This window comes from Photorhabdus laumondii subsp. laumondii, from assembly GCF_003343245.1.
Taxonomy (GTDB): Bacteria; Pseudomonadota; Gammaproteobacteria; order Enterobacterales; family Enterobacteriaceae; genus Photorhabdus; species Photorhabdus laumondii.
The window spans coordinates 1,643,998-1,670,155 of the sequence record NZ_CP024901.1 but is presented as its reverse complement, the minus strand read 5'-3'; the positions used below and the strand labels follow the sequence as shown (position 1 = coordinate 1,670,155).

The following is a 26,158-nucleotide window of genomic DNA, read 5'->3' as shown; positions in this document are numbered from 1 at the left end:
GTAAGGAGATGAGCAAAATGGTACCAACCAAATCTAAATAATTATCAGGCCGTTTGGGCTAAACTTAGTGTTTGCAATTGTTTATCACCCGCATATAAACGCGCCTCAGTGCCACCAATAAAATAACGATTTCCTCTTGTGGGTACTGAAGTTTCATCAAACCAAACAACAGCAACCGATTCATGATGCCAGCCTAGGGGCTGAACCGAAAGCTGCCAGAAATGCCCTCTAGGACTGACCTCGGTCACCTGTACCGGCAATGGACTGGAAAGTGTCGGTTGCGAGTTCATCATGATATCCCACGGACGCAAGAATACATCAACATTCCCCTGATGGATTGGCGTCACATTGAGAGGCAAGTGCTGTCCGCCAATCAACAACTGAGAGCCTTTAATTTCTCCACTAAAATGATTGACCTCACCCAAGAACTCCATCACAAAACGGCTTGCCGGATAACGCCATACCTCTTGTGGCGTACCTACCTGTTCAATATTCCCTTGTCTCATAACAACAACCCGGTCAGCCACTTCCATCGCTTCTTCCTGATCGTGAGTGACAAAGACGCTGGTAAATTTAAGCTCTTCATGGAGCTGGCGTAGCCAACGGCGTAACTCCATTCTTACCTGAGCATCCAGTGCACCAAATGGCTCATCGAGTAATAGAATTTGTGGTTCAACAGCCAATGCTCTTGCCAACGCCACCCGCTGTTTTTGTCCACCAGAAAGTTGCGATGGATAACGTTCAGCAAAATGCGTCAATTGCACCATTTCCAGCAACTCCATCACCTTACGGCGGATAGCCGCCATATTCGGACGCCTACGTCGTGGCAGTACTGTCAATCCAAAAGCAACATTATCAAACACGGTCATATGCCGAAACAGTGCATAATGCTGAAATACGAATCCAACTTGCCGATCTTTAGCATGCATACGGCTAACATCTTGCCCATGGAAACTCAACTTCCCCGCGGTTTGTTGTTCCAGACCAGCAATAATCCTCAACAAGGTTGTTTTACCGGAGCCTGACGGACCAAGCAGAGCAACCATTTCTCCAGAAAAAACATTCAGAGTGATATCGCTCAGAACCTGAGTCCGACCAAAATATTTACTAATATTGTTAATTTCAATACTCATATTCTGCTCCTACCTTAACCATGTTGGCGACTTAACCGCCACTGCAAAGCACTTTTAACAATCAAAGTGATAATTGCCATCAATGCTAACAATGCCGCCGCAGTAAATGCCCCTACGGTGTTGTAATCTTGATGCAGTAATTCAACCTGCAACGGCAATGTGTAAGTTTCACCACGAATAGCACCGGATACCACTGAGACAGCACCAAATTCACCAATTGCCCGGGCATTGGTCAAAACCACGCCATATAACAACGCCCAACGGATATTAGGTAATGTCACCCGCCAAAACATTTTCCAACCAGATGCCCCCAATAAAATTGCAGCTTCATCCTCCTGACTCCCCTGACTAAGCATCATCGGCACCAGCTCTCGAACAACGAAAGGACAAGTCACAAATATCGTTACTAAGGCCATCCCCGGCCAAGAAAACATCAATTGGATATCATAGGGTTCCAGCAAACTTCCGGCCCAGCCATTCGAACCATAAAACAATAGGTAGATCAAACCAGCTACGACCGGCGAAACAGCAAACGGAATGTCGATTAATGTCAATAAACATTGCCGCCCTGGAAACTGAAAGCGCGTTACCAGCCAAGCAATCATGACGCCAAAAATTAGGTTTACCGGGACGGTAATTAACGCGATCAGTATCGTTAACCAGATGGCATGCAACATATCAGGATCTAAAAGATTCTCAGTGACTATCTCAACGCCTTTAGAAAAGGCAGTCATAAATATCCAGACAATCGGGATCACTAACAGTAAGATTGAAAACAATACGCCTGTTATGATCAACGTCCATTTCGCCCAATTTACAGGTGGTCGTTGCGCTACATAAGATTCAGATAATTCAACCATTAATGCCCTCCAATCCGCCTACCAAAGCGGCTTTGCAGAGTATTAATGCTAAATAGTAATATCAGGGATATTGCCAATATAACTGATGCGATAGCACTGGCTGCGGGGTAATCAAACTCCTGTAAGCGGATAAAAATCATCAGCGATACCACTTCTGTCTGCCATGCAATGTTACCGGCAATAAAGATCACTGCACCAAACTCCCCCAGGCTGCGGGTAAAAGAGAGTGCGGTGCCGGCAATTAAAGCCGGAGATAATTCTGGCAATACAACCCGCCAGAAAGTTTGCCAACGATTAGCGCCTAATGTTTGAGCTGCTTCTTCATATTCTGGCCCTAGCTCTTCAAGTACCGGCTGAATCGTTCGCACTACAAATGGCAGACTTGTAAACGCCATCGCTACCGCAATACCCAACCAAGTATTTACTACTTTCACATCAAAGTGCCCAAGCAAAGAGCCATACCAACCACTCACAGAGAATAGCGTTGCCAATGTCAATCCCGCTACCGCAGTAGGTAACGCAAAAGGGAGATCCATCAAACCATCCAATAAGCTACGGCCTGGGAAACGATAGCGGGTTAAAACCCATGCCATCAACATACCAAACACCGCATTAAACAAGCTGGCAACCGCTGCTGCTAGCAATGTCACTTTATAAGCTGCTACAACTTGGGGATTAGCAATCACCTGCCAATACTGTTCCCAAGTCATACTGGAAAGCTGCACAACTAATGCACTCAGGGGTAACAATAAAATCAAACAGGTATAGAACAAACTACTGCCTAAACTCAACCCAAAACCAGGCAATACTCGCTTACTGGATCTCGAAAACATTACTTATGCCCCTCGGCCAGCAATTGGTCCAGTATACCGCCAGTATTAAAGTGAGTTTTCATCACTTGTGGCCAACTACCAAATTGATCTTCCAATCGAAACAGCTTAGTTGCTGGAAAACGGGCTCTCTGTTGATTCATCACGTTTTTATTACTGACACGATAATTAAAACTGGTAATGATCTGCTGTGCTTGTGGGCTATAAAGATAATTCAGATAAGCTTTAGCCGCTTTCTCTGTACCGTTTTTCGCAATATGCTTATCAATCCAAGCCACAGGGAATTCCGCCAGAATACCTACCGGTGGAACGAGCACTTCATATTTATCCTCACCATACTGCTTGCGAATGTTGTTCACTTCAGATTCGAAACTGATCAGTACATCGCCCAAACCACGCTCAATAAATGACGTTGTTGCCCCGCGACCACCAGTATCAAACACAGCAACATTTTTCAGGAAACGTTGCATCCATTCGCGAGTTTTACCCTGATCTCCACCATTTTCCTGTTGAATAACCCCCCAAGCGGCCAAATAAGCATAACGGCCATTACCGGAGGTTTTAGGGTTTGGCAAGACTAATTTGACATCCTGACGCACTAAATCATCCCAATTACGAATATTTTTGGGGTTACCTTTACGCACGAGAAACGCCATCGTGGAATAGTAAGGTGAACTGCTATTTGGCAGGCGGTTCTGCCAATCAGCCGAGATCAGATTGCCACGATCATGCAAAATTTGCACATCCGTTACCTGATTGTAAGTCACCACATCAGCCCGCAATCCTTGAAGAATTGCCAGTGCTTGTTTGGAGGAGCCAGCGTGGGATTGTTTGATTATCAACTTATCTTGTGGATACTGCTCATTCCACTGTTTTTCAAATTCAGGATTCAATGCAGAAAATAACTCACGCGCAACATCATAAGAGCTGTTTAATAGCTCTACAGCAAAGGCATGACTGCTGCCTAATAAAGTTACTACTACCAGTCCGTTTAGTATCGTATTTTTTATTGAATACTTTTTCATTTTCCACCTTATCCGTTATTTCATCAAATAACGCGCCAGTGACTAATGTATCCAGTTTATTTATAACAGGGTAGATAACTATCGCCGTTTAATATACCAAATTGCACTTAGAAAGTATGAAACGCAATAAGATGACAGGAATATATCCGTCATCTTTCAAGTTGCCTCTTTGTTGGCTGCACTCACTCACCCCGGTCACATCGTTATCTATGCTCCCGGGGATTCGCTCCCTTGCCGTCGCGATGCATCTTGAAATCTATTGGGTATAATAAGGTTTTTAAATGAGAAATGCGGGCCTGTTACGGCTCCGCAAGAGGAACATCAAATTCACCAAACCCACTCAGTTTATGTTTTTAATCAGATATTTTTATCGCTTCCAAATGATACGTTCCACTTTCCAGTTTTTCAGTACATCATCAGAAGGAATCAAGCCTTCAGGGCCATTCCAATTACCTGTAAACAGATAACTGACATGTTTGCTCTGTGGGGATACGCAGACAATCGCGCTCTTCTCTGATTCACTCACCGCATTTCGGCAAACATCAAATGCTTTGCTATAAAGTGCCGAAAATGGCATGCCGACCTTTGTTCCCCAGACGGTTTTAATATCTTCATCCAACACTTCAATGCGATTGACTTTTCCATCAGCCTGACCAAATAACGCTATCTTCAATTGATCACTATCCATTGCTTGAAATACTGTCACCAATTGGCCATTTTTTGTTTCCATACCACTGCGTAAGTGGTACTTTCCATCCAACCCCTTTTCTATTGCCTCTTCATTCATTGCTGTCAGAGCATTTATTTCCCCCACCCCCTGATCTGAGATTTTTAAGGGGCTACCAAACCAGCTAATAGGAGACAAATCCGACCATGAAAAACCCGATGACCCCGTACAACCGGCCAGCAACAATGCACCACTTATTATGAAAAAACGCAATCCTGACAACATGTTAGTTAAAGTATACTTCTGCATAACGGGTTCCCTTATGACTCAATACAGAGATAGGCACTGAGACATCACATCTGATTGTTAGTTTCAGAGAATATTTAAATTAATTACTTTAGATTAATATTTTATTGATAAAATACAACTTAGCGGTATCATTACCCCCCCATAAAAGTCATTACTATTGATAAGGTCAATATGATGAAAAAAATATTTATAACCACTGCTTTGATTACTTTGTTCAGTATGCCGTCAATGGCTCAAGCCTCACAAACGCAATTTGGTGGTTTTTCTGGTCCCGATTCAACACAGCCTCCGGTCCAAGCAGTACCACAAGGTGGTTTTATCGATCAAAATGCGAGAGTTTCCACCACCCAACAAGTTAAAAATATGAGAGACGACAGTTGGGTCGTGCTGGAAGGGCATATTGAATCCCGTATCCACAGTGATCACTTCATATTCCGCGATAATGCCGGAATTGTTGAAGTTGAAGTTGATCATAAATACTGGAATGGTCAAACGATAACGCCTCAAGATAGAGTCCGCCTTGAAGGTGAAGTCGATAAAGAGTGGAATGGTATGACTGTTGATGTGAAAAAAGTCACCAAATTGAACTAATGCTTGCGGCTGAGTGGAATTCTTTCACTCAGCCATATCTATACCCGTCATCTTTCAAGTTGCCTCTTTGTTGGCTTCACTCCCTTGCCGTCGCGAGCCATCTTGAAATCCATAGGGTAGAAACTCAATATTCCTGATCAACAATCAAACGCTTACTGAAAATAACGCTCTCTTGATGACGATCTTCATATTCCAGTTTTTCACACATATAGATAGTGGCATCATTATCTTCAGGAACAATAAGAACTATTTTTGGGCAACCACGAGCAATCAATTTCTTCTCCAACCGGGCAATTAATGCATTCGCAATTCCCCTACCGCGAAATTCAGGATGAACTCCTAAATAATAAGCTGAACCACGATGACCATCATAACCACCCATAATCGTCCCAACCACTTCACCAACCACTTCCGCAACTAAAAACAGGTCAGGATCATGCGTCAATTTACGCTCGATATCCACTTCAGGGTCAACACCAGGATTAAGTAAATCGCAGCGTTCCCATAAGGTGATCACTTCTTCAAAATCATCTTGTCGAAATACCCGAATTTCCATCCCTAACCAACCTGTTTTTATTGAAATAACTATTTTCTCATTATCTCCGCTTTAACACCGGAATCAATACGAAAATGCGTTCTCTTCCACTAATAGCTATAATATAGCGCTCACCACACCATAATGGGAAAAGAACCATGAATACACCAAACATTAATCAGATTAAATCTTTTTTCCTTTCATTACAGGATGAAATTTGCCAACAACTGGAACAAATAGATGGTAAAGAGAAATTTACTGAGCAGTGCTGGCAACGAGAAGAAGGTGGCGGAGGCCGTAGTCGAATTATGAAAGAAGGCACGATATTTGAACAAGCAGGCGCTAATTTTTCTCATGTATCAGGAGATATGCTTCCTTTATCAGCAACAGCTCACCGCCCTGAACTGGTTGGTCGTCATTATCAGGCGATGGGCGTCTCCCTCGTTATTCATCCTTTGAATCCCTATATACCGACCAGCCATGCTAATGTTAGGTTCTTTATTGCAGAAAAAGAAGGTGAAGCGCCAGTATGGTGGTTCGGTGGGGGTTTTGATTTAACACCTTATTATGGTTTTAAGGAAGATGCTATTCATTGGCACACCACTGCCAGAAATATATGTCGACCCTATGGAGAAGATGTTTACCCAAAATATAAAGAATGGTGTGATAATTATTTCTATATTAAACATCGTAACGAAGCCCGCGGAATTGGTGGCTTATTCTATGACGACTTAAATACACCTGACTTTGAACATTGTTTTAATTTTACTCAAGATATAGGTAAAGGGTTCCTTTCTGCCTATCTACCTATTGTGGAAAAAAGAAAGGAGATATTATGGGGTGAACGTGAACGGCAATTTCAATTATATCGCCGTGGTCGCTATGTAGAATTTAACCTCGTTTGGGACAGAGGAACTTTATTTGGATTACAAAGTGGGGGACGAACAGAATCTATCTTAATGTCCATGCCACCATTAGCTCGCTGGGAACATGATTATCACCCTGAACCCGAATCTGCGGAAGCCGCTTTATATACCGACTTTCTACCCGCAAAAAACTGGATATGATTTTCCATCATGTTAGGAATATTATAAAAAACTATTCCTAACTATTTATATTTTTATTACAGCCAATGCAAGAATCCCTCACATAAAAAAACTTAACAACTTGTTAACAAACCCTTAACATAAAAGAAGCAGGTTGGCCCTGATGACTATCTGCTGGAAACATGTTTAATATGAATCCGTACTTAAAGAGTACCTCTAATTAAAACTAAAAATTTATTCCAGGAGATATTTTATGCAAATACAAAACAATAACTACAGAGGCTTAATACCGCCGTACATTCTTCAAAATATTTATAATAATGACAATAAAAAGAAGAAAGTATTAATGACATTAAATCATACTAAGAGTTTAATGTTGGACACTGTTATTAACGAATCATCCGATGATTCCGACGATGATGATAAAGTTACCAAAACAACTATACATCGTTCTATTCACGATGCAGAAAATAAACGCAAGTTGCCAGGAAAATTAGTACGAGATGAAGGAGACCCAGATAACGGAGATAAATCAGTTGATAACGCATATAGATATTTAGAAGCAACTTACAATTTCTATAAAGAAGTTTTCAACCGCAATTCATTAGATGATAAAGGAATGAAATTGATTGCCACCGTGCATTATGGCGAAGAATATATGAATGCATTCTGGGGCAACGGACAAATGGTATTTGGCGACGGAGATGGCAAAACCTTTAATGATTTCACAACCTCTGTCGATGTGATCGGCCATGAATTATCACATGGTGTTATTGAAAAAACCGCAGATTTGGTCTATTTCTTCCAGTCTGGCGCGTTGAATGAATCAATAGCGGATGTTTTTGGTACATTAGTAAAACAACATTATCTGAAACAAAAAGCTGAAGAAGCTGATTGGATTATAGGTAGTGAATTACTGGGCAAAGACGTTAAAGGCGTAGGGATTCGTTCAATGAAAAACCCAGGCAGTGCATATGATGATAAGGAGCTCGGTAAAGATCCACAGCCTGGTCATATGGATGATTATAAAGACTTGCCGATTTATAGAGACAATGGTGGAGTTCATATTAATTCGGGTATTCCTAATAAAGCCTTCTATAATCTGGCGATAAAATTAGGTGGATATGCCTGGGAAAGAGCAGGAAAAATATGGTACAACACCTTGTTGGATAAAGATCTTGCACGTGATACTAACTTCGTATCCTTCGCTAAATTAACAATTAAACATGCTCGTGAGTTATTTGATGAAGATGTTGAAAAAGCAACGATTGATAGCTGGACAGAAGTGGGCGTTAAAGTGAAGGAAGATAAAGACGATAAGGACAAAAATAAAGATAAAACTGAAGAGTAATCTATAACCATATCGCTGGTGTAACGCCAGCGATATTTTATTATTTGTAATACCTGACTAGTAAAAAAATATATCTCATAGAAGATGCTAAAATTGTTAACGCCGAATTTCACGCTATACTAAAGAGACCTGAAAAATAACCGTAAAAAATTGGTATATCATGAATAATAAAACGCTCAAACTCACAACTGATAGTAAAATCACAATTTCCCTACAAGGAGGATTTGCCGCTACACCTGGCCTTAACCAAGATAAGACAGTGAATTTAGAATCATTATCTTCACACCAACAACAGTTATTTCTTCAAGCCATAGAGCAAGACTTTTCCGATTCTATGCCATCAGCACCATATCCTGATAAAGATTATTATCTGCTCAGTATCGTCAATGGAAATGAAGAATACCACTTCACCCTTCCTGAGTCAGATGCACCGGAAATCATTACTCAGATATGGAACACCGACAAAAAGGGTGGTTAATCACCACCCCTTTTCCTATTAGCATTAACGCTTTTTCAGATGCGCCATCAGACGTTTACGTTTACGCATTTGATTTGGTGTCAACGTATTACGTTTGTCAGCATAGGGATTCGCCCCTTCTTTAAATTGAATCCGAATGGGCGTCCCCATCACTTTTAGGGATCGGCGGAAATAGTTCATCAGATAACGCTTATAAGAATCAGGCAAATCGGTTACCTGATTACCGTGGATCACAACAATTGGCGGATTATAACCACCAGCATGAGCATATTTCATTTTCACCCTGCGACCACGGATCATCGGCGGTTGATGATCTTCTTCGGCCATATGCATGATACGAGTTAGCAGTGAAGTATTGACACGACGAGTGGCGCAATCATAAGCCTCAAGAATCGAGTCAAACAGATTTCCCACCCCACTACCATGTAGAGCAGAGATAAAATGTACTCTGGCAAAGTCAACAAAACCAAGACGATAATCCAGCATCTCTTTCACACGCTCTTTATCTTCCTGTGACATACCATCCCATTTATTGACCGCAATAACCAATGAGCGCCCGCTATTAAGAATAAAACCCAATAATGACAAATCTTGATCGGAAATGCCTTCTCGCGCATCGATCACCAGCAATACAACGTTAGCATCTTCAATCGCTTGAAGGGTTTTGATGACTGAAAATTTTTCAACTGTTTCAGTGATCTTACCCCGCTTACGTACCCCCGCGGTATCAATAAGGATATATTCACGGCCATCCCGCTCCATTGGAATATAAATACTGTCACGGGTAGTGCCTGGCATATCGTAAACCACAACCCTTTCTTCACCCAAGATACGGTTAGTCAACGTAGACTTGCCCACATTTGGCTTACCGACAATGGCTAGTTTCAATGGCAGAGTTGATGGATCAAAATCCTCCTCCTCTTCTACCATCTCAATTTCATTCTGTTCCTGCTCTGCCCAATAAGCTGCGTTGGCCTCTTCCTCAGTCAACTCAACCACTTCTTCTTCACCTTTGCCGGAAAAAGGCAACAGTACTCGTTCGATAAGTTGAGTGACACCACGACCATGAGAAGCCGCGATAGAATAGATATCCCCCAATCCAAGGGAATAAAATTCAGCAATAGCGGTATCAATATCAACACCGTCAGTTTTATTCGCGACCAAAAAAGTAGCTTTTTCACGACCACGTAGATGTTTTGCTATCGCGTGGTCTGCTGGCATGAGCCCGGCACGAGCATCTACCATAAACAGAACAATATCGGCCTCTTCAATCGCCAACAAAGATTGAGCTGCCATATGGGTTTCCACACCATCTTCAGTGCCATCGATACCACCGGTATCAATGATGATAAACTCCTGCCCTTCAACCTCAGCTCGACCATATTTACGGTCGCGAGTCAGACCTGGAAAATCCGCTACCAGCGCATCTCTTGTACGGGTTAAACGGTTAAATAATGTGGACTTACCCACATTTGGGCGCCCTACCAGAGCGACGACAGGTATCATTTGTTGATGCCTCATGACTTAATTTGAAATTAGTATTCCGCTGTTCATCTAGTGTTAATCACAACAGAGCACTAAAAAGACGAAACGGCTCCTGTTCTCTCCAGGAGCCGTAGGACTATAACTATACCCGTTATCTTTCAAGTTGCCTCTTTGTTGGCTGCACTCCCTCACCCCGGTCACATAGTTCGCTATGCTCCCGGGGATTCGCTCCCTTGCCGTCGCGATGCATCTTGAAATCCATAGGGTATAACGCTTTACTTTATTTCCGGTAAACAGGCAGTAAGCAAAACTCAACGCGTAAACAGATAAACCGTACCGTCTTTCGCCTGTACCATCAATTTATCACTGGCAACAACCGGACGACTCATTAAACCGGAGCTATCAACTTTATGTTGGGCAACAAACTTACCGTCATCCATATTCAGCCAGTGCAGATAACCTTCACTGTCACCGACAACCAGATAGCCATTATACATTTCAGGCGCGGTTAAATTACGGTGTTGCAATTTTGTCTGAGTCCACAAAGTGACACCATCACTTTGACGCAGACCCATAACACGATCGTTTTGGTCAACAATATAGATATTATCACCATAAACAACCATCTCGTTCACTGAACCCAAATCGCGCTTCCAGAGGATCTGACCTGAACGCATATCAAGCGCCACCAGATTACCGTTATAAGCTATTGCATATATCACGCCATCAGAAATAACCGGTGTCGTATCAACATCATTAAGACGACCGATTTCTGTAGAACTGGTTACCTGAGAAATACGTTGTTGCCAAATCAACTGCCCTTGAGAAATCAAGACGGCGTTGACACGACCATTATCCCCACCCACGATGGCAGCACCGTAAGCCGCGGCAGGTGCCGATTCACCACGCAATGATAATGATGGTGTATCCAAATTAACGGACCACTGCACTTTACCATCTGACTCGTTTAATGCCTGCAACATCCCATTACTGGTATGAATCAGCACCAGACCATCACTCACCACAGGACGCGACAATGCTTCACCGGCAACGTCGGATTGCCAGGCAACTTGGCCGTCTTTGGTATTCAATGCAATAACTTTGGCACGTTCAGTACCTACATATAGATGATCCCCAGCAACGGTCAGACCACCAGAGAGCAATGCAGGTATACGAGAAGAGAGGAAACCCGCTTTTTCCGCCAGATTCACCGACCATATCTCTTTACCACTATCAATGTCCAACGCCTTAACGATGCCATGACGATCAGCAACATAAACAGCGGAGCCCTGCCAGGTTGGCGTCAAGTGAGAATAATAACGGCCTACACCATCACCGACAGATTTATCCCAAACTTCGCTTGGATTAAATTGATTTTCGACCTGTGGCAATGGTGACATCGTTACTGTATCTTGCTCCGTTGAACAACCGGCTAGCAGAACGGAAGCCACCAAACCAACCAAGAGTGTTTTACGCAGTTGCATTGAAAGAATTCCCCTTAGCTGGATAAGTTATTCAATTTAAGATTTAACATCGATTTGATCGCCTGTGGTGAATTTGAGCTCAAACCTTTGGTATACGCTGCGCGGGCACCAGCAATATCACCTTTTTTCACCAGTGCATCACCGCGAATATCCTCTGCAACGCCAACCCAACCGGAACCTTTGACCTGTTCCAATGTTTTCAGCGCAGCATCCGCTTTATCTTCCGCCAATTGAACCCTGGCTAGGCGAATATTCACCAGAGCCTGCAAATCCTCATTTTTTACCTGGCCGGTAGCCGCAGATAAAAACTGATCTGCTTTAGTTAATTCATTCTTTTCAACAGCAAGTTGAGCCAAATGCATATGCGCCATCACGCCATAACTGTTATTGGTTTCACTGGCAAATTTTTCGGCAGCAGTATGACTCTCTTTTGTACTGGTAATTAATCCTCGATCTACTCGTTCAAAAGCTTCTGCACTTTCCTGCAACTGATTTGTCTGATGAGATTGCCAGTAACGCCAGCCAATCAGCGCCCCGGCCCCCAACACCAGCCCTAAAACCAAGGCTTTACCATTATTGGCAAAAAAGCGACGAATCACGTCTACTTGTTCGTTTTCATTGGTATAGACTTCCACAGAGTCTCTCCTTAACTTAACAGTTCAACCAAACGAGCTGCAATTTCGCTTTGCGGCAACGTTTGTTGCTCACCTGTACGTAAATCTTTAATGGCTACTTGACCAGAACGAACTTCATCCTCACCGAGAATCAATGCAATTTTGGCGCCTTGTTTATCCGCACGCCCCAGTTGCTTCTTAAAGTTCCCTCCGCCGTGGTTCATCATTAAACGCAATTGGGGCAACGTATCACGTACTTGTTCAGCCAAAATCAATGCCGCTTGCTGACTACCTTCACCAAAAGAAGCGAGATAAACATCTGCAACTGTCCGCTCCGCAACAAATGCTGGATTAATTTCTTGCACCAGCAAAATCAGACGCTCCATCCCCATGGCAAAACCCACAGCAGGCGTTGGTCGACCCCCCAGTTGCTCAACCAACCCATCGTACCGACCACCGGCACAGACCGTCCCTTGAGCCCCGAGTGCCGTTGTCACCCATTCAAATACTGTGCGGTTATAATAATCCAGACCACGAACCAAACGCTGATTAATCCGATATTTGATACCTGCCCCATCAAGAAGTGCACACAGGCCATCAAAATGTTCCTTTGATTCGGCATCAAGATAATCACACAGTTCCGGTGCATCGTTAAGAAGTTGCTGAACCTCTGGATTTTTTGAATCCAGAACACGTAATGGATTGCTGTACATACGGCGTTTGCAATCTTCATCCAGCTTATCTTGGTGCTGTTCAAGAAAAGCCACCAACGCTTCGCGGTAATTAGCGCGTGCCGCCAACGAACCAATGGAATTCAGTTCAAGCGTCACATGCTCAAAAATACCGAGCTCACGCCACCAGCGAGCAGTCAATAAAATAAGTTCGGCATCAATATCAGGCCCCTGAAGACCAAAAACTTCAGCACCTAACTGATAAAATTGGCGATAACGGCCTTTTTGTGGACGCTCATAACGGAACATTGGCCCTAAATACCATACGCGCTGTTCCTGATTGTACAGCAGACCATGTTCAATACCGGCACGCACACAACCTGCGGTATTTTCAGGGCGTAGGGTCACACTTTCACCATTGCGATCATCAAAGGTATACATCTCCTTTTCAACCACATCAGTGACTTCCCCAATAGCCCGTCTAAATAACGGGGTCTGCTCTACAATCGGTGTGCGGATCTCACTATAACCATAACCCGCCAGTACTCGTTTCAAAATAGTTTCGATACGCTGCCAGATAACCGTATCTGCCGGCAAGTAGTCATTCATGCCTCGAATAGCTTGGATATTTTTTGCCACGTTTTATCTCTAGTTAATGATTCAAAAATGATATTGCATTGAAGCGAATATCGACGAGCTTCAATTAACAAACAAAACAACGCTGGCTCATCATCACGATAAGCCAGTATCAGATACATTATTTGTCCAGTTGACTTATGCCAATGCGCTTATTTTCATCGAGCATTGATGCTTTAGCACGGATCTTAGCCTCAAGCTGATCGATCATATCAGCATTATCGAGACGCACTTTCTGCCGTATCCCATCTTCATAAAAACCACTTTTGGTTCTGGCACCGGTGACACCCAGAGTAGAAACCTCCGCCTCGCCGGGCCCGTTAACCACACAACCGATAATAGAAACATCCATCGGTGTGAGTAAATCTTCTAAACGCTGTTCTAAGGCATTCACTGTGCCAATAACATCAAATTCCTGACGGGAACAGGTTGGACAAGCGATAAAATTTATACCACGGGAACGAATACGTAATGCTTTCAGAATGTCAAAACCCACTTTAACTTCTTCGACCGGATCGGCCGCCAAAGAAATACGTAGGGTATCACCGATACCTTCCGACAGGAGGATACCCAAGCCAATGGCAGATTTTACAGAGCCTGCACGAGCGCCACCGGCCTCAGTAATACCAAGATGCAATGGCTGCTCAATCTCTTGGGCCAATAAACGGTAAGCGCCAACCGCCAGAAAGACATCCGACGCTTTTACACTGATTTTAAACTGATCGAAATTAAGCCTGTTAAGAATATCCACATGGCGCATAGCCGATTCCAGCAATGCTTCCGGGGTTGGCTCACCATATTTTTCCTGAATGTCCTTTTCCAGTGATCCGCCATTTACACCAATGCGGATTGGGATATTTTTATCGCGGGCAGCCGCCACAACCTCACGGATACGCGCTTCATTACCGATATTACCAGGGTTAATCCGCAGACAATCGACACCATACTCTGCAACTTTAAGTGCGATACGGTAATCAAAATGAATATCTGCAACTAAAGGAACATTAGCTTGCTGCTTAATCAATTTAAATGCTTCGGCTGCGTCCATCGTTGGTATTGATACACGGACAATATCAACGCCAACACGCTCAAGCGATTTAATCTGTTTAACAGTCGCTTCCACATCTGTAGTACGTGTGTTTGTCATTGACTGCACCGCAATGGGCGCACCATCCCCGACGGGCACATTGCCTACATAAATACGCGTAGATTTGCGTCTTTTTATCGGCGATTCATTATGCATACTGATGTTTCTCCCATACTTCCATGTGTTTACTGATAAAACTACAACTCTATGCCCTACTGCAACAGGCCTTTTATTGTGCTGTCGGTACCTTAAGACGCGCGATACGACTCTCTTTAATAAAGCGGCTTAAATCGACAACTTGCCCCCGGAACTGTACATCCACAACAGCCGGAGCACCGATAGTTAACTCATAAGGTAATGAGCCAGAGAGACTCAGATGGTCACCCTTATGTTTAGTTCCACTAAATAGTTTTTTTCCATTTGCATCAACAACTTGCAACCAACAAGATGCTTTAAAATTCATCATCAACTTATTACTGTCAGCGACTGTCGTTGAATTATTTTCAGACACACTCGGCACTTGAGCTGTCCCTTGATTAGCTGACAACGGAGCAGTCTGAGCCTGTGGCCCGTTACCAGCTAATTGAGTTTCAGGTGTTTTCACCGCTTGATTTTGCGTTGATGCCACAGATTGAGCCACTTCCTGATGATGACTACTGGTATTATTCGCGGCCACGGCATTTTCAGCTATATTTTCAGCGACAGCTACAGAGGGTGATGGCTCACTTGTTGCCTGCTCGCGGGTTGGTAACTGTGTCACCTGATCGTGATTTTCAGTGGGTAAATCCTCTGAGCTGGCTTTTTTCTGAGCAATTTTAGCCGCGGAATGATCAGCCATCGAAATCAGTTCCTTCTGTTGGGCTATGTGGTTTTGCCACCACCATGCTCCCGTCAAACTAATTACGACTAAAATAATCAACCACGTAATCCACATCAACCAACTTTCGCGTTTTTTACGTTTTTTACCCAACGAAAAACTCTGCATCGGTGAAACTTTCGCTGTTTTTGCCGGGGTATGCTTATCCAGAATTGCCAGAATTTCTGCTTCTGGAATTTGTACCAACTTAGCATAAGAGCGAACATAACCACGCAGGAAAGTCGGTACCATAGTGGCTGGAATATTGTCCTCTTCAATATCACGGATAGTAGAAAGTTTTAAACACAAGCGATCAGCTACAGTCTGCTGGGTTAGCCCGTGTTGTTCACGAGCCTGACGCAGGAGCTGACCTGCGGTTAAATAAGCTTGTTCTGGAGTCGTTTCAGTATTCATTAGCAAGAAGACGCGGTACTGTTCAGGTTGTGAAAAACTTCGCGCCGGCACCTTGCTATAATCTTTAAATTACACAATGGCCTGCGCGGCGAAATAGATTTGCTATTTTACTAGCGGCAAATCACTGATAACAAACACGCCTGTCAGCATAGCTCCCAGTAAACAGAGTCTTGACTTCTTCATACTGCCCCTGCTCACAGAGAAAAACGCTGTAATGATACAATACCGTATCATTTCCTGGCGCGTACTGCATCGCCATTTTGTAACGTTGACGAGCGGCTTCCGGTTGACCAGAATATTGCTCATACAACGCCATACCTAATTGAGCCTGATAATGGTCTGGCTTTGCCAGTAAAACCTTATCAAAGTGATATCTGGCGGCAGGTAAATTACCTTTAGCCAGATAGGCCATTCCCAGTTGAATCCGGGTTTCTGCTGCGACTTTTCGCTGTTGATTGCCATTTGTTGGTTGATTGGCACATCCTGCCAACAACATAACAGCCACCACGGCAACAACCATCATTCCCGATAACGATTTCCTTATCATTCCATCCCCACCGACCAAAGATATGCCATTGTAACGATCATTTCACTTATGTATTTCAATTACTGCATGGCAGGACATACCAACATTCCCATTCAGACTGATCTTATCTGAATAGGTTCACCGGCCTGACGTTTTTTCAATGTACGTTTGGTACGATCAATGACATCACCGGCAAGCTGACCACATGCAGCATCGATATCATCACCGCGCGTCTTGCGGACAATCGTGGTGAAACCATATTCCATCAGCACCTTAGCAAAGCGATCAATCCGGCTGTTGGAACTACGGCCATATGGTGCCCCCGGAAATGGGTTCCACGGGATCAGATTGATCTTACTCGGCGTCTCTTTCAAGCATTCAGCTAATTGATGTGCCTGTTCCACGCTGTCATTAATATGATCCAGCATGACATATTCCACGGTTACACGCCCCTGATTAGCATTAGATTTAGTCAAATAGCGGCGCACACCGGCAAGAAACTGCTCGATATTATATTTACGGTTGATAGGAACGATGTCATCCCGTACATCATCTGTTGGTGCATGCAGGGAAATGGCCAAAGCAACATCAATCATATCGCCAAGTTTATCCAGTGCTGGCACGACACCGGATGTGGATAACGTCACACGGCGCTTTGACAAACCGAAACCAAAATCATCCATCATGATTTCCATCGCAGGCACCACGTTATTTAGGTTAAGCAGCGGTTCTCCCATCCCCATCATCACCACATTGGTAATCGGGCGACGGCCACTGGATTTCAGTGAACCAATAATTTTTGCGGCACGCCAAACTTGACCAATAATTTCAGAAACCCGCAAATTACGGTTAAACCCTTGCTGAGCAGTGGAACAGAATTTACACTCCAGTGCACAACCTACCTGAGAAGAGACACACAAGGTTGCGCGATCATCTTCCGGGATATAAACCGTTTCAACCTGCTGATCGCCAACAGTGATCGCCCATTTAATCGTACCATCGGCCGAACGTTGCTCTTCTGCTACTTCAGGTGCGCGGATCTCTGCAACTTGCTGCAATTTTGCTCGCAGAATTTTGTTAATATCTGTCATCTGCTCAAAATCGTCATAACAGTAGTGATATATCCATTTCATCACTTGATCAGCACGGAAGGGTTTTTCTCCCATGTCAATGAAAAACTGGCGCATTTGCTTGCGATTCAGATCAAGCAGGTTAATTTTACCGCCTTTCTTTTCTGGAGTTTCAGACACGACAGAAGCAGCAAATTGTGCCGCAGTATTTGGTTGGGACATCTTTTTATATCGCCTCGTTGTAACACTTTCGGCTCTGCGTTAATGAACTCAACGCGAAGTTTCAATTCAGGTCACTATCAGTTTAGTATAGTAACAAATAATAAGCGCCCCGTTGAATTAACAACGGGGCGCCGCATTGTACAAACTTTAATGCAATGATGCTACGGGTAACGGCAAATCAATTAACGTGGGCAAATTTCATCTTCTGTGAAGAAATAAGCAATTTCACGGTTTGCAGATTCCACCGCATCAGAGCCGTGAACCGCGTTTTCAGTGAAGCTATCCGCGTAATCGGCGCGCAGAGTACCTGCTAATGCATTATCAGGATTAGTTGCCCCCATCAGGTCACGGTGACGCTGCACTGCATTCTCACCTTCCAATACCTGAACCACAATCGGACCAGAAGTCATAAATTCCACCAAACCATCAAAAAAAGGACGGCCTTTGTGCTCCGCATAGAAACCCTCAGCCTGTTCACGGGTCAGGTGAAGCATTTTGGCGGCAATAATTTTAAACCCGGCGCTTTCAAAACGAGCATAAATCGCCCCAATGGCATTTTTCTTCACCGCGTTAGGCTTAATAATAGAAAAAGTACGTTCAACCGTCATGGATAACCTCTTGGTTCTTCTGTCAGCAACTGATAATTTTAATTTTTCCCGATAAGTTAATCGGTTAATACTTCATTCCGCCACCTTAGCGGAGATAAAAACGGCGTTGATTATAGGGGTACGAATAGCGGTTGCCTACAGAAAACATAACATTCCATTAAATTTTCCTTAGCGAAAATTACCATTTTTTCGTACAAATCACACTTTTACCTGAATCGTTTACTTCAAGGTAAAATTGACAGCATCAACCTGTCCACCCAAATCCAAAACACTAAGCTGATATTTACCCGGTTGAGTTAAAGTCTGAACAAATCCCTGATTATTTTCGGTGGTCATTACCTGTTCTCCATTCAGAAACCACCATTGCTGCCCACCACTACCGCCCTGAGTGGTAACACGTAAATCAAGGCTGCCAAAACCGGGAAGCCGTTTCAATACATCTCCGTTATGAATACCCACGATCAACAAAGGTGCTTCATCTGATTTCAACGGTGGGCACTCAGGGTTAACCGGTGGCAAACGCTGCGCCCGTCGCTCTTGTGCCGGTAACCATGATTCGAGGGTAATCGGCCACAAAGCGATATTTTTAGCCTGAGCACCGGGACAATCAGGAGCCACGCGCAAACCATGCTTATCCAACCACACCTGTTCATTAGTGCCTGAAATAGCCTCTTGCCCTACCGCAGGCAGCGTAGGCGGAATAGTGTTATTCAGTATCCAGCTCAGACGCCGCTGACGGCAATTATTCTCTTCCTTCGGTAAACTCTGCCCTCCCGGCCAACAGATGATTGCCCGACTGACACTTGCTGGACGCGGATCAACCGGAATCCGTTTAGTCCCATTTCGCATATTGACGAATAACAGATTATTGACCTGATTCATGATGGGAATCGCCGTAGCATAGCCGAACTGCCCGACAACCGGCGTGCCATCCGGCCTGCCAACCCAAACACCGATGGTATAACGCGCACTTAAGCCAATAGCCCAAGCATCACGGTAGCCATAGCTGGTACCGGTTTTCCAAGCCAACGGCACTTGTGCCGGTAACACATCATCAGGTTGCGGCAGAGCTTCTCCAGCCATAATCCGCCTGACTATCCATGCCGCGCCGGGGGAAAAAAGCTGCCGATCACGCAATTTCTGCTGCGGAGTGAATCTCAAAGGGGAAACCCTCCCCTGACGGGCAAACGCCGTGTAAGCCGCCACCAGTTGATCCATCCGGGTTGCCGTGCCACCAAGAATCAATGATAAATTGGGTTCACTGCCGGGAGGAAAACGCAATACGGTTCCCACATTACGCATGTTGGCGGTAAACCGCTTGGCACCATAGGCTTCAAGCAGTTGCACGGCGGGCAAATTCAGTGAACGAACCAACGCCTCACTGGCACTGACCGGCCCATGAAAGCCACTGTCAAAATTTCCCGGGCGATAATAATCAAAGCGGCGAGGCACATCCTGTAACAGTGATTCCCCATGAATCAACCCATCATCCAGCGCCATTGCATACAAAAATGGTTTCAGAGTTGATCCCGGCGAACGCCATGAACTTATCATATCGACATGACCAAAACGGCTATCATCCCGTAGATCCAGCGAACCGATATAGGCTTTTACCGCCATGTCTGTATGATCAACCACTAACACGCCAATCGACGTTTTTTCTGGTAACTGGTACTGCCAATTCACCGCCATATCTTCAAGCTGACGCTGTAATCCCACATCCAAGGTTGTTTTAATGATCTCCTGACGAATGCCTTTCGCCATTCTTCTGGCAAGCAAAGGAGCAAGCTGTGGCACCTGCCGGGGAGCCAACCACAACGTTTCTTGCCGAATATCAGCAATCGTCTGTTCCGACCAGATTTTATAGTGCGCCAACCGTTGCAACACCTTATCACGAGCAGCCTGTGCCCGTTCAGGATAGCGATCTGGCCTTAAACGACTAGGGGCCTGTGGCAAAACAGCCAGTAAAGCCGCTTCTCCCGCCGAAAGCTCAGAGGGCGGTTTAGCCAAATATGCCCAACTCGCCGCACCGACACCTTGTAATGTGCCTCCAAACGGCGCACGATTCAGATACATTTCCAGAATTTCATCTTTAGAATAGTGCCATTCAAGCTGCAAAGTACGCCAGATCTGCTTCAACTTCCCGCCTAAAGTGCGTGAATGGGGGTCAATCAACCGGGCTACCTGCATTGACAGCGTACTACCGCCGGACAAAATTTTACCTGCCAGAATATCCTGCCAGGCAGCCCTGACCAGAGAAATCGGGTTAATCCCCGGATGCTGGTAGAACCAACGATCTTCATAAGTCAGCAAAGCCTGAATATATTCCGGCGACACTTGACCCAACGTCACCGGATAACGCCAAACACCTTCATCATCGGCAAAACGCCAAAGTGGCGTACCATCCTCACTCACGACAATACGCGCCATTTTGACTTCACGCAGTGGCAGAGGCCAGATTTTATCTGCCAGCCATAAACCCGCCGGAAACAAAAACAACAACAGTACAATCAGCCACATAAGGCGATACGGTTTCTTCATTAATGAACACCTGGAGAGAAACCAGCCCTTACACCGGAGCATAAGGGCTGACAAATTTAGCGGACAACTTCCAGTTTTTCAGGTGTAGAACCCACTGCACGCCAGTAAGGCACATACATAGATTCCACCTGTGGTGCAGGAATGGTGTAGACGCCTGGCGTCACGGCGCGAGCCAGATAGAGCAACGTCACTGGCTGAGACGGATCAACCGCGACTGCCGCCACATATCGATCATCACGATATTCAATATGATGAATCGTCGCCTGTTGCATATCGCCAATCAACTCCTGAAGATTAGCGGCACTCTCACTCAACTTGGCACTGCTGTTAGCCAAGTTCTGGTTTTCCAGCTCCAAACCAGCGGGCAATAAATCAACAACCAAAGCATCCTGTACGGGTTTATCTGAGCTCACCACCAGCTTCACAACCACCATATCACCGCTATTCAGAAGATCACTGGCAATCGGATTACCCTTCATATCCAAATAGCTACGCTGAATTTTCAGCACATTAGCATAAGGCTTCGGAGAGCGCAGCGGGTAGGCCACCACATTCACTCGTGAATAGAGCGTGCTGTCACCAAGGTTACTGAAACTCACACCTTGCTGAATATCCTGTGGATACAGCATCTCACTATAGGACTTATCCCTACTTATTGGTAAAGTCCGCTGATTAATCACCGCTTTCCACGGTTGCACCGACGCATCGATAAAGAAACGCCCCGCCAGATAGAGTGAATTACTCTCCTGAGTTGAGAAATAATTGCGGGATGTCAATTCATCAGACAGCGCCAGCAATTTCTCATCACGTTCCTTTATTTGCATGTTATTTTCAGTCAACAGAGCAACAATCATGGCGTTGTCACGGATGGCACTGCCGTAATCACCTAACTCTAAATCGTCATGACGGTTTTTACTGATCCCCAAACGAACCGCTTCATCTGCTCGGGTGTTATCCCCCATCAGTTTCAGTGCAACACCCAGTTGTACCAGTGACAAGCCATTACCTGCTTGCTGACGGCGTTCATAAACTTGTCTCAGAGCGCCCAATGGTGCTTTCTGTTGATTGGCAAGCACCAGACCAGCATAAGACTGAACCGAGAATCGCATTGCGTCCTGATTCTGGCTGTAGGGATAGTTAATAACACTCTTATCCTGTAAATAACGTAACAGACGGTTATTGGCAGAAGTCAGTACCTCTTTAGGTACGCTGTAACCTCGTTGACTTGCACGGAATAGAAAATCGGTGGCATAGGCGGTTAACCAATACTCTTCATCACCGGTTTTATCCCATAAAGCAAAGCTACCGTCATGACGCTGCATACTCAACAGATGAATAATTCCCTCATCAATACTCGCCCGGCGTTTATTATCATCTTCCGCTCTGATACCCAAACTATTCAGCTCTGATTTGTTCGAATAGAGTGACGGATAAAGCCCACTGATTGTCTGTTCAAGACAGCCATATGGATAGGCGTACAATTCACGAATATAGCGTGAAATCTGTAACGGTGGACGGCTGCTCAGTAACAACTGCCCCTCGGCGCCTTCTGGCGATAAACCCGATAAAGCATTTAACGGCAACTGCCACTCCTCTCCCGGATGAATAACATTAGCGAACAGAACCGTTTCCGCTGGCTGTGCCGGACGCACACCAATCTGCCAACTATTTTTATACGGTTTCAGATTTTCACCGGGTAAATTCAGACCATCAACCGTCAAGGAAACCTCTCCTTGACCAAACCCCAAATCCGCTGTGACCGGAATCTCTACTGTGGTGCGTTTGCCCTTTTCCAATGTTATCTCTTTACTAACATCCCCCTCTAACTTAATCAGGTCATTAGCCGCAAAGTTCAAGGTCAAGTTTTGCGTCTGTTCAGTCAAGTTAGTCAAATCCAACGACAACAATGCGCTATCACCACCGGCCATAAAGCGAGGTAGTGCCATCTGTGCAACCACCGGCGCAGCAACGACAACTTTATTTTCACCGTGGCCGAACTCATCTTCACTCCACGCTTGAGCCATCAACCTCAATTCACCATTGAAATCGGGGATTGGCAAAACGATCTGCCCTTCGCCATTTTCATCCAGCGTCACTGGCTGAGCTTGTTCAGCGATAATCTTAACTTCGGTTAATGGCTTTCTGCCGCCACGATCAAGGGCGCTATCATCACCATCACCGCCAAAACGCAGATTCGCCAGACGGCCTTCACCTTCAATCAACTGACCATACACATCATATTGATCGACACTGTAACGCTTACGACCAAAGAAAGCCTCATAGGGGTCCGGCGTTTTAAAATTCGTGACATTCAGCACCCCCATATCGACAGCAGAAAGCAGAACATTAACCTGCTTGGGTAACTTCCGCCCTTGCTGTGGTGTCGCCTTGACTTTAACAGTCAAGTTCTGATTCGGACGCATTTTTTCCGGTGCGGATAGCGTCAAATCCAGTTTACGATTTTCATCAGCCAACGGCAGATGCAACACGCCAATGGCGCGTTTCGGTGTCACCTGACGAGATTTATCCTCTGGACGCACCACCACAGCGGTTAAATAAAGGTCATGACGACGCCACTCTTTATTTACCGGCACTTCCACATCCAAACCTTGCTCTGGCACATCAATTTTTTGCCACCAAAGTGGCCCTTCACTGGACTCTACCAACAGATAACCTTTACCGGCCTGTGGTGCAACCATATGCAGTTTTATCTTCTCACCTACCTGATAAGCGGGTTTATCCAGAGATAACTTCACCTGATCAGGACGAACAGCCCCTGTACCACCGGTATTGTCCTGCCATGAGTAACCCGCCCAGAAATTAACGCTGGTCACTAATTGATTTTCTGGATTAACCACTTCAATACGGTACGACCCCCAATCAACCGGAAAACTGACCTTTGCCGTACCATCTTGAGCAATCTGGATATGTTCATCCGCCATCACTAAATCTTTCTGGTCATAGCCTGATTGCCAACCTTCACCATCCGACCAACGCCAATAATAGTCACGGCGTTCATAAACCAGACGGGCAGTTAAATCTTTTGCCGCATATTTTTTTCCATTGGCATCGGCATACACCACCGCAAATTGCGCCAGTGAATTTTCATCCACATTGTAACGGCTTTGATAACGACCTATGCGATAGTCATAAATCTCTTTCTGATTAAACAACGGACGGATACCAACCAGCTTTTCAGTCGGCCAAACAGCCTGTTCAACCCGACGAGTTACCGGGCGGCCACCAGATTCAAGCAAACTAGCCTGTACAATGACATTTACCGGCGAAAAGACCGAACGCCAATTGTCGGCACTGACATTAATTACGGCTTTACCCTCATTACCTAAAACCAGGTCAAATTCATCCAATGTACGACTAAGATTGTCCTCTGCAACCGCACCAAACTCATAGCCTGGCAATTTTGCTACCGCATCCCGAGCTGGACGCAGGAATAGTTGCCCTTGCAGGCGATTATATGCAGCAGGTGCTCCATATAGATAACGGCCGTTAATCGCGAAATCCACATCGTGGTCTTTCATCACCGGTTGCGACTCACTACTAATTTCCAGTGCCATACGCTCCGGCATAAAATCTTCGACATTAAACTTGTAATAACGGAGTTTGTTATCGCCCAAATCAAAACGTAGCGACCAGAGCCCGGTAGTCGCTGACTGGGGGATCGCATAGCGATACTGATACAACCCATTTTCGGGTTGCCAGACAAAACTACGAACAACCTGACCATCGGTTTTCAATACATCCACTTTAACTGGCTGACTTTTCATTGCGCGGCCATCACCATCACGCAGCAGGCCATTAACAATCAACGTTTCACCCGGACGATAGAGATCACGAGGCCCAAAAACAAAAAACTGTTTGCTATACCCTTGCGGGCCGGAAATATCAAATTCAGACAGATCCAGCGCCGGTGATACCAAATCAATCATACTGGTTTGGTGATCACGGGTAGCGAGCAATAGCTTCGCTTTCGCATTTTTTTCTAAGCTGGCGTGCCCATCATCGTCCGTCGTTGCCTTTGTCAATAACTGCCCTTTGTCATCCAACAAACGTATTTCCACCCCTTTCAGGCTGCCACCTTGTGCCAAAGATTGGGTAAACAGATCCATTTTATCCAGATAGCTGTGCACAGAAACACCAATATCACTTAAGGTAAACATTGTCGCTGGATTGGAGTCAGTGTATTTACCTGCTTGTTGCATCACCGCCAGATAAACCCCATCTTGCTGTAACTCTTTGATATTACTTAATGGTAACAGTAATTTTTCGCGGGTATTCAGTGTTGGATTCAGATCGAAACGGCCGGTATAAACCAGTTCCGCATCTTTGAGCATCTCTTCCGATTCCCAAGAACTCATATTGTTGCGATATTGCCACTGTGCAATAAAAGCCGGTAATGCCGTCTCTTTTATTCTGAAAAAATTAACATCAACACGATTAACATTCAGAGCCAATACCGGCAAACCTTCAGCAACTTTACTGGGTAACAAAGAGCCTTTGCTGGCAAAACCGACAGACGGAGAAATCGTCGCGGTTGTCAGCGTTTTCTCATAAGCCGTTTCGAGTTGACGATTATTGATACCTTTAACATCTTTATCTACGGTCAATTGCAACTTACGGGAGGGCGGCAAATGGCGCAAGCGCAGTTCCATCATGTTATCTGACAGTTCCCACGCCCCATCAAGTTTGCCCTCTTTGACATCCACCAAACGGACATTCTGTGCAAAATCCTGATTCGGATCTAAAGGGACAGAAAATGTCACCACCATTGCACTAGCGCCATCAAGCTGAACTTCAGAAGCATCCAGAATCTTCACTGGTTTACCGGCATAACGTTTTACTAATTCAGCCAGTGATGCTGCGTCTTTCGGTTTTACTGATTTTGGTGGAGTATTTGATTGTTGAGGTGCTTTTTCGCTTTGAATTTCTGTGGACTGCGATTGAGCCGCTTGCTTATTATCAGTGCTATCAGATTGGTCACAACCAGAAAGCATCAGCAAAAACGCTAAAATCACCGCCAAATAACATTTATTTATTCCTGGCTGTTGCCAGAATTGACCTTGATTCATAACCATAACCCCTGTCTTAACTCCGACCAACT

At 44.8% G+C, this 26,158-nt stretch carries 21 protein-coding genes; 4 read left to right on the top strand and 17 right to left on the bottom strand.

Annotated features, from left to right (window positions below):
* Window positions 1–44: 44 nt before the first annotated feature.
* The 5 genes from cysA to PluTT01m_RS07150 form a co-directional block, all read right to left on the bottom strand.
* Complete coding sequence (gene cysA, locus PluTT01m_RS07170; protein WP_011145698.1) at window positions 45–1,133, bottom strand: sulfate/thiosulfate ABC transporter ATP-binding protein CysA; 1,089 nt, start codon at window positions 1,131–1,133, stop codon at window positions 45–47.
* Window positions 1,134–1,147: 14 nt separating this feature from the next.
* Entirely contained in the window at window positions 1,148–1,993 is an 846-nt protein-coding gene (gene cysW / locus PluTT01m_RS07165) for a sulfate/thiosulfate ABC transporter permease CysW (protein ID WP_011145697.1), read from the bottom strand.
* Window positions 1,993–2,826: a sulfate/thiosulfate ABC transporter permease CysT gene (gene cysT, locus PluTT01m_RS07160; protein WP_011145696.1), complete on the bottom strand. Its 834-nt coding sequence runs from the start codon at window positions 2,824–2,826 to the stop codon at window positions 1,993–1,995. Before cysT ends, cysW begins: the two co-directional genes overlap by 1 nt.
* Window positions 2,826–3,848: a sulfate ABC transporter substrate-binding protein gene (locus tag PluTT01m_RS07155; protein ID WP_011145695.1), complete on the bottom strand. Its 1,023-nt coding sequence runs from the start codon at window positions 3,846–3,848 to the stop codon at window positions 2,826–2,828. Before PluTT01m_RS07155 ends, cysT begins: the two co-directional genes overlap by 1 nt.
* Before the next feature lie 367 nt (window positions 3,849–4,215).
* On the bottom strand, window positions 4,216–4,824 hold the full coding sequence (locus PluTT01m_RS07150; protein ID WP_011145694.1) for an RpoE-regulated lipoprotein: 609 nt from the start codon (window positions 4,822–4,824) through the stop codon (window positions 4,216–4,218).
* A 174-nt stretch (window positions 4,825–4,998) separates the two neighbouring features.
* Here PluTT01m_RS07150 and PluTT01m_RS07145 point away from each other — a divergent pair, with 174 nt between their 5' ends.
* Window positions 4,999–5,415 (top strand): YgiW/YdeI family stress tolerance OB fold protein, encoded by a 417-nt coding sequence (locus tag PluTT01m_RS07145; RefSeq protein ID WP_041379996.1) that lies wholly within the window; start codon window positions 4,999–5,001, stop codon window positions 5,413–5,415.
* 124 nt (window positions 5,416–5,539) lie between these two features.
* Here the strand turns inward: PluTT01m_RS07145 and PluTT01m_RS07140 are convergent, their stop codons facing one another.
* Window positions 5,540–5,971: a GNAT family acetyltransferase gene (locus PluTT01m_RS07140; RefSeq protein WP_011145692.1), complete on the bottom strand. Its 432-nt coding sequence runs from the start codon at window positions 5,969–5,971 to the stop codon at window positions 5,540–5,542.
* 137 nt (window positions 5,972–6,108) lie between these two features.
* Between PluTT01m_RS07140 and hemF the strand changes: the two genes are divergently transcribed.
* From hemF to PluTT01m_RS07125, 3 genes are all read left to right on the top strand, one after another.
* Window positions 6,109–7,017 (top strand): oxygen-dependent coproporphyrinogen oxidase, encoded by a 909-nt coding sequence (gene hemF / locus PluTT01m_RS07135; protein WP_011145691.1) that lies wholly within the window; start codon window positions 6,109–6,111, stop codon window positions 7,015–7,017.
* Between the two features lie 232 nt (window positions 7,018–7,249).
* Complete coding sequence (gene prtS / locus PluTT01m_RS07130) at window positions 7,250–8,347, top strand: metalloprotease PrtS (RefSeq protein ID WP_011145690.1); 1,098 nt, start codon at window positions 7,250–7,252, stop codon at window positions 8,345–8,347.
* A gap of 160 nt (window positions 8,348–8,507) precedes the next feature.
* Window positions 8,508–8,825, top strand: coding sequence for a protealysin inhibitor emfourin (locus PluTT01m_RS07125; protein WP_011145689.1), 318 nt, complete (start codon window positions 8,508–8,510; stop codon window positions 8,823–8,825).
* Window positions 8,826–8,849: 24 nt separating this feature from the next.
* Here PluTT01m_RS07125 and der read toward each other — a convergent pair whose 3' ends face one another.
* The 11 genes from der to PluTT01m_RS07070 all read right to left on the bottom strand — a co-directional run bounded on the left by der (window position 8,850) and on the right by PluTT01m_RS07070 (window position 26,126).
* Window positions 8,850–10,331, bottom strand: a complete 1,482-nt coding sequence (der, locus tag PluTT01m_RS07120; RefSeq protein ID WP_011145688.1) for a ribosome biogenesis GTPase Der — start codon at window positions 10,329–10,331, stop codon at window positions 8,850–8,852.
* A gap of 290 nt (window positions 10,332–10,621) precedes the next feature.
* Complete coding sequence (gene bamB, locus PluTT01m_RS07115; RefSeq protein ID WP_011145687.1) at window positions 10,622–11,794, bottom strand: outer membrane protein assembly factor BamB; 1,173 nt, start codon at window positions 11,792–11,794, stop codon at window positions 10,622–10,624.
* Window positions 11,795–11,808: 14 nt separating this feature from the next.
* Entirely contained in the window at window positions 11,809–12,429 is a 621-nt protein-coding gene (locus PluTT01m_RS07110) for a YfgM family protein (RefSeq protein ID WP_011145686.1), read from the bottom strand.
* A gap of 11 nt (window positions 12,430–12,440) precedes the next feature.
* Window positions 12,441–13,718 (bottom strand): histidine--tRNA ligase, encoded by a 1,278-nt coding sequence (gene hisS, locus PluTT01m_RS07105; RefSeq protein ID WP_011145685.1) that lies wholly within the window; start codon window positions 13,716–13,718, stop codon window positions 12,441–12,443.
* 118 nt (window positions 13,719–13,836) lie between these two features.
* Window positions 13,837–14,958, bottom strand: coding sequence for a flavodoxin-dependent (E)-4-hydroxy-3-methylbut-2-enyl-diphosphate synthase (gene ispG, locus PluTT01m_RS07100; protein WP_011145684.1), 1,122 nt, complete (start codon window positions 14,956–14,958; stop codon window positions 13,837–13,839).
* 73 nt (window positions 14,959–15,031) lie between these two features.
* Window positions 15,032–16,072 carry a cytoskeleton protein RodZ gene (gene rodZ, locus PluTT01m_RS07095; protein ID WP_011145683.1) on the bottom strand — a complete coding sequence of 347 codons (1,041 nt, stop codon included), beginning with the start codon at window positions 16,070–16,072 and terminating at the stop codon, window positions 15,032–15,034.
* Between the two features lie 121 nt (window positions 16,073–16,193).
* Complete coding sequence (locus tag PluTT01m_RS07090) at window positions 16,194–16,619, bottom strand: tetratricopeptide repeat protein (protein WP_041379995.1); 426 nt, start codon at window positions 16,617–16,619, stop codon at window positions 16,194–16,196.
* Window positions 16,620–16,711: 92 nt separating this feature from the next.
* Entirely contained in the window at window positions 16,712–17,890 is a 1,179-nt protein-coding gene (gene rlmN / locus PluTT01m_RS07085) for a dual-specificity RNA methyltransferase RlmN (protein ID WP_011145681.1), read from the bottom strand.
* A gap of 182 nt (window positions 17,891–18,072) precedes the next feature.
* The gene (gene ndk, locus PluTT01m_RS07080) at window positions 18,073–18,498 is read right to left on the bottom strand and encodes a nucleoside-diphosphate kinase (RefSeq protein WP_011145680.1); all 426 of its coding nucleotides are present in this window, start codon (window positions 18,496–18,498) and stop codon (window positions 18,073–18,075) included.
* Window positions 18,499–18,717: 219 nt separating this feature from the next.
* Window positions 18,718–21,039 (bottom strand): peptidoglycan glycosyltransferase PbpC, encoded by a 2,322-nt coding sequence (gene pbpC, locus PluTT01m_RS07075; protein ID WP_011145679.1) that lies wholly within the window; start codon window positions 21,037–21,039, stop codon window positions 18,718–18,720.
* Window positions 21,040–21,095: 56 nt separating this feature from the next.
* Window positions 21,096–26,126 (bottom strand): alpha-2-macroglobulin family protein, encoded by a 5,031-nt coding sequence (locus PluTT01m_RS07070; protein WP_011145678.1) that lies wholly within the window; start codon window positions 26,124–26,126, stop codon window positions 21,096–21,098.
* Window positions 26,127–26,158 lie beyond the last annotated feature (32 nt).